This is a genomic window from Arthrobacter sp. HMWF013 (genome assembly GCF_003061105.1).
GTDB lineage: Bacteria > Actinomycetota > Actinomycetes > Actinomycetales > Micrococcaceae > Arthrobacter.
Genome location: NZ_QAIQ01000188.1, coordinates 1 through 6,133 on the forward strand (window position 1 = coordinate 1; position 6,133 = coordinate 6,133).

Annotated in this window: 3 protein-coding genes; all 3 read left to right on the forward strand. The window is 65.1% G+C overall.

From position 1 onward, the window contains the following. Nucleotides 1–2,145, forward strand: a 2,145-nt coding sequence (locus DBR22_RS08250; RefSeq protein ID WP_181365081.1) for a vitamin B12 dependent-methionine synthase activation domain-containing protein, incomplete at its 5' end; no start/stop codon positions are given. A gap of 512 nt (nt 2,146–2,657) precedes the next feature. Next, nucleotides 2,658–4,037: an MFS transporter gene (locus DBR22_RS08255; protein ID WP_181365082.1), complete on the forward strand. Its 1,380-nt coding sequence runs from the start codon at nt 2,658–2,660 to the stop codon at nt 4,035–4,037. Between the two features lie 300 nt (nt 4,038–4,337). Further along, nucleotides 4,338–6,133 (forward strand): amylo-alpha-1,6-glucosidase (locus tag DBR22_RS08260; protein WP_108598620.1); only part of this gene is annotated, 1,796 nt, incomplete at its 3' end.

A 6,133-nucleotide genomic window follows, 5' to 3' on the forward strand; every position in this document is an offset into this window, starting at 1 on the left:
ACCGAGGGCAAGGTGGCCATCGCCTCCCGCCTCATCGACGACCTGGTGGGCCAGTGGGGCATGCGGGTGGAGGACATCATCGTCGACGCCCTGACCTTCCCCATCGCCACCGGCCAGGAGGAAACCCGCCGGGACGGCATCGAAACCATCGAGGCCATCCGCCAGATCAACGCCAAGTACCCCGGCATCCACACCACGCTCGGCGTCTCCAACGTGTCCTTCGGCCTGAACCCGGCAGCGCGCATGGTCCTGAACTCGGTGTTCCTGCACGAGGCCGTGGAGGCAGGCCTGTCCAGCGGCATCATCGACGCCGCCAAGATCGTGCCCCTCGCTACGTTGCCGGAGGAGCAGCGCAAGGTTGCCCTGGATCTCGTGTGGGACCGCCGCGAATACGACGCCGACGGCAACGTCACATACGACCCCCTGAACATCATGCTGGACCTCTTCGCCGGCGTCGACACCGCAGCGCTGAAGGACCAGCGCGCGGCGGAACTCGCGGCGCTGCCCACCGGCGAACGCCTGGCGCGGCGCATCATCGACGGCGAAGGCAAAGGCCTTGAAGAGGACCTCGACCTCGCACGCAGCGAAGGCATGACCCCGCTGTCCATCATCAACGACCAGCTGCTCGAGGGCATGAAGGTTGTGGGCGAACGCTTCGGCGCCGGCGAGATGCAGCTGCCGTTCGTGCTGCAGTCCGCCGAGGTCATGAAGACCGCCGTGGCGCTGCTCGAGCCGCACATGGAGAAGTCCGATTCCTCGGGCAAGGGCACCATGGTGATTGCCACCGTGCGCGGCGATGTGCACGACATCGGCAAGAACCTGGTGGACATCATCCTCACCAACAACGGCTACAAGGTGATCAACCTCGGCATCAAGCAGCCGATCGCCGACATCATCGCCGCGGCCGAGAAGCACAATGCGGACGTGATCGGCATGTCCGGGCTGCTCGTGAAATCCACCGTGGTGATGAAGGAAAACCTCGCGGAGCTGCAGTCCCGCGGGCTCGCCAAGCGGTGGCCGATCATCCTCGGCGGCGCAGCCCTGACCCGCGCCTACGTCGAAAGCGATCTCGCGGGACAGTTCGACGGCGAAGTCCGGTACGCGAAGGACGCCTTTGAAGGCCTCTCACTCATGGAGCCGCTGGTGAAGGTGGCCCGCGGTGCAGAGCCCACCGAAGTCGGCCTGCCCGCGCTGAAGAAGCGGATCCACCGAAAGGGCTCATCACTCACCCTGACGGAGCCCGAGGCAATGCCCGGACGGTCCGACGTCGCCTCCGACAACCTGGTGCCGTCGCCGCCGTTCTGGGGCACGCGCATCGTCCGCGGCGTGGCGCTCCACGACTTCGCGGCGTTCCTCGACGAGCGCGCCACCTTCATGGGGCAGTGGGGGCTCAAGCCCGGCCGCGGCGAGGACGGCGCCTCCTACGAGGAACTGGTGGAACGCGAGGGCCGGCCGCGCCTGCGGTACTGGATGGACCGCATCCTGGGCGAGGGAATGCTCGACGCCTCCGTGGCATACGGCTACTTCCCGGTGGTCTCCGAGGGGGAGCAGGTGGTGGTGCTGCACCACGGCACGGATCCCGACGGCGTCCTGGGCACCGCGGGTCTGCTCGCCCCTGACGGTGGTTCAGACGGTCCGATCGGCACCGAACGCCTGCGTTTCGACTTCCCGCGCCAGCGCCGCGACCGCCACTTGTGCCTCGCGGACTTCGTCCGCCCGCGCGAATCGGGGCAGATTGACGTCCTGCCGGTGCAGCTGGTCACCGCCGGCGGCAACGTTGATGAGGTGACGGCCAAGCTCTTCGCCGGCGACCACTACCGCGACTACTACGAGCTCAACGGCCTGGTCATGCAGCTCACCGAGGCGCTGGCGGAATTCTGGCACGCTCGCATCCGCTCCGAGCTGGGCTTCGCTTCTGAGGAGCCGAAGGACAAAGCCGGCCTGTTCAAGCTCGAGTACCGCGGTGCACGGTTCTCGCTCGGATACCCCGCATGCCCCGATATGGAGGACCGCCGAAAGGTGACGGAGCTGCTGAAGCCCGAGCGGATGGGCGTGATCCTCAGCGATGAGCTGATGCTGCACCCCGAACAGTCCACCGACGCGTTCGTTTTCCACCACCCGGAGGCGAAGTACTTCAAAGTGTGAGTTGGGGGCTTGAAACGGCCTCAATGACACCTACGGGGCGTGCCGGAAGCGGAGCAGCTCTCATCCGCGCAACGGGCAGCTCCGCCACCGGCCAGGTCGGAGCGATCATCGGCAACCTGCTTGATCACCGGCGCTGTCGCTGCCGGAGCCGTGTGGATCAACACCACCAATGCTGGGGTGATCCACATCCTGGCCTCCGACCGGCTCATCTCGCCGCCTGGAACGTCGACCCCGGCAGGCCGGCAAGGACTGATTGGTCAGAACTCCCGCGCCCGACACCACCCGGCGAACTCCAAGGACCTTGAGTTGCTCCCATTGGAACCATGCGGCGGGCATGAAGCGGCAGCAATGACCTACCTATGGGGTGGAAGTAACGGATTTACATGGCCGTAACGGGCCAGCAATCCAAGTTGCGCAAAAAGCAACTAATTTGGTTGGTGAGCAACAAAATGCGCTTTGGAAGGCGCGTTGCCATCCGACTAAATTGGCACCATCCCCTGAATGGAGACAACATGGAACGCGATCTTGCAGATAATTCCCTGGAGAAGGTGAGTCCGGAGCGCCTGCGTAAGGTGGTGCGGGCCTCTTTTGCCGGCACCGTGGTGGAGTGGTTCGACTTCGCCATCTACGGCTACATGGCAACCCACATTGCCGCCACCTTCTTTTCATCCACGGATCCGGTCACGGGTCTGCTCGAGACATTCGCCGTATTCGCGGTCGCGTTCGCGCTCCGGCCCTTGGGCGGCATCTTCTTTGGACGCCTGGGCGACCGCCTTGGACGTAAAAAGATCCTGGTGCTGACCGTCCTGCTGATGTCCGGATCCACGGCCGCGATCGGGCTCATCCCAAGCCACGAGACGATCGGCATCTGGGCCGCCGTCCTGCTGGTGCTTGCGCGGTGTTTGCAGGGCTTTTCCGCCGGCGGCGAATACGCCGGCGCCACCATTTACGTCGTCGAGCACAGCCCGGACAACCACAGGGCGCGCTACTCGTCCGCCATGTCCGCGGCGACGTTCTCCTCGTTCGCCCTCGCCGCCGGACTCGGCGCGCTGCTCAGCTTCTTCCTGCCGGCCGCGGCTATGGGTGATTGGGGCTGGCGCATCCTCTTCCTGCTGTCTGTGCCGATGGGCCTGATCGCCTTCTACATTCGCGCCAAACTCCACGAGTCTCCCGAGTTCCAGGCGATGCTCGATGATTCCGCCGCCCGGCCCGCCCCGTCTTTGGGAGTCGTCTTCCGCACCCAGTGGCCCGCGATGCTGCGTCTCGGCGGGTTCGTGATGCTCACGGCGCTCTCCTTCTACATCTACTCCACGTACATGTCGACCTTCCTGATCAAGGTGGTCGGCCTGCCCCCGCACCTTGCCCTGTTCTCGAGCTTGATCTCGCTGACCCTTGCAACGGCGCTGGCCCCCGTCATGGGCCGTGTCTCGGATCGCATAGGGCGCCGCCGCACCATGCAGACCGCCGCCGGCCTCCTGGCCATCCTCACCATTCCGGCGTACATGATCGCTGAGCAGGGAACGTTCGCTACCGCCGTCGTCAGCCAACTGCTCATTGGACTCGGTGCCGTGACGGCTAATGTGGTGACCTCGGTCCTGATGTCGGAAATGTTCTCGACCGACGTGCGCTTCGCGGCATCTGGCACCTGCTACAACATCACCTACGCCATCTTCGGCGGCACCGCACCTTTCGTGGCAACGTGGCTTGTCGCCGGAACCGGATACTCGCTCTCCCCGGCGATCTACGTCGCAACCATCGCCGTCGCGTCATTCCTCGTCGCCACCTTCCTCATGCCTGAGACCGCAGGACGGCCTCTGCGCCGGTACCACGACGACCCTGCGCCGGCAGATCCTGCGCGCGCTGTGGCCTTAGGAGCGGTGCCCAGGGCCTGAGGTCCCATGGCACGTAAAATGGCCGGCCGCTGTCCGGACCTGTGGAGGTCCCGGCGGCGGCTGGCCATGCCGTGGCCGATCGCGATGGCACAGATCCGCCGGTGGATGAAAGGGACGGTTTGAGTAAACCTGGCCTACTCATTGCCGCCGTATACAACTCTCACGCGATCCTTAAAGGCACTGCTCTGGCAACCGTGAACCGACGGGCGTAGCGTTCGAATGGAACGACGGCGGTGGCCGCAGCCTGACCAAGGACCGGCGCGCTGGCCGTATGGTGCCAATCCGTTCGAGGAGCCGGAAATGGCTGGATGGAATGCCGATACGGCGGCCGGGCCACTGGGCGCCGGGACCGTCACGTTGGTGGAAGGTTCATCCTTCTGCATCTCCCTGCCGAACGGGGACATCCAACCCGAACTCCCGCACGGGGTCTTCTTCCAGGACACGCGAATCCTGTCCCGCTGGAGCCTGACCGTCAACGGCCAGGTGCTGGAACCGTTGGCGGCGGAAACCAAGGAACCCTACCGGGCGCTGTTTGCGGGACGTGTTGCCCGCTCGGACGGGTATGCGGACAGCCCGCTGCTGGTGGAGCGGCTGCGCGAGGTGGGTGCCGGCATCACGGAGGAGATTACGGTACGGAACTACTCGCTGGATCCGGTCGAATGCGTGGTCTCCCTCACCGTCGAAGCGGATTTCGCCGATCTGTTCGAGGTCAAGGAAGCGCGCATCCAGCGGCACTGGGACCAGACCCGGCAGCCGGACGCAGGTTCGCTGACGATCAGGGGCACCTGGCAGGATGCCCGCAAGGGGATCGTCATCAACGCCGACGGCGCCGACCACGTTGGTGCCGAAGCGTTGACATATCGCACAATTGTCCCGGCGCACGGCCACTGGAGCACCATGCTGAGCGTGGTGCCTGCCGTGGACGGAACCGGCACAGCTGCACCGTTTGTTCATCCGGCACCGGGCGATATTTCTCCGCGGGACCGGCGCCGGATGGACTGGGTGGCGAGGATTCCGGTGCTGCAGATGGGCAACCGTTCCATCGAACGCACCCTGCAGCGCAGTTACGACGATCTGGGCGCGCTCAGGATCGAAGACCCCGACCATACGGACCGGGTGGTGGTCGCCGCCGGGGCGCCCTGGTTCATGACCCTGTTCGGCCGCGACTCACTCTGGGCCTCGGAGATGGCTCTGCCGGTGGACCCATCCCTGGCCCTGGGCACCCTGCAGACGCTGGCCGACCGCCAGGGCCGGGTGGTGGACCCGATGAGCGAGGAGGAACCGGGAAAAATCCTCCACGAGGTCCGGCTGGGCGTCTCCAGCGGCCTGTCCTTGGGCGGTAAACCGGAATATTATGGCAGCGTCGATGCGACCCCGCTGTTTGTGAGCGTGCTCGGGGCCGTCAGCCGCTGGGGCTTTGCCAAGGAGACCATTGCAGCCCTGTTGCCCAACGCGGACCGGGCCATGGACTGGATCCGGGACTACGGGGACCGCGACGGTGACGGCTTCGTCGAATATGAACGCCTGAATGATCGGGGGTTGATCAACCAGGGCTGGAAGGATTCCTGGGACGGGATCAACTTCGCGGACGGCACCTTGGCGGAATCGCCGATCGCCCTGTGCGAGGTCCAAGCCTACGTCTACTCGGCGTACATGGCGCGTGCTTGGATGGCCTACGACGTCGGCGACGCGCCGATGGGTGACGAGCTCACCGAGCGGGCGGCGCAGCTAAAAAGACGGTTCAACGAACAGTTCTGGCTGCCCGATCGCGGGTACTACGCGATCGCACTGGATAAGGACAAACGCCCGGTGGATGCCTGCGCCTCTAATATGGGCCACTGCCTCTGGTTCGGTCTGGTGGATGAGGACAAGGCGCCGCTGGTGGCCGAGAAACTGATGTCCCCGGAGATGTTCTCCGGCTGGGGCGTTCGCACCCTGGCTTCCGACATGGGGGCTTACAATCCGGCGAGCTACCACAACGGCTCGGTCTGGCCGCATGACAACGCCATCATTGCGGCTGGCCTGGTTCGCTATGGTTTCGTGGAAGAAGCGCAGCAGATCGCTACGGCGCTGCTTGAGGCCGCCCAGTACTCGGA

What these genes read in the sequence shown, in the direction of transcription:
- DBR22_RS08255 (WP_181365082.1), top strand. Translation starts at nt 2,658, where the DNA reads ATGGAACGCGATCTTGCAGATAATTCCCTGGAGAAGGTGAGTCCGGAG.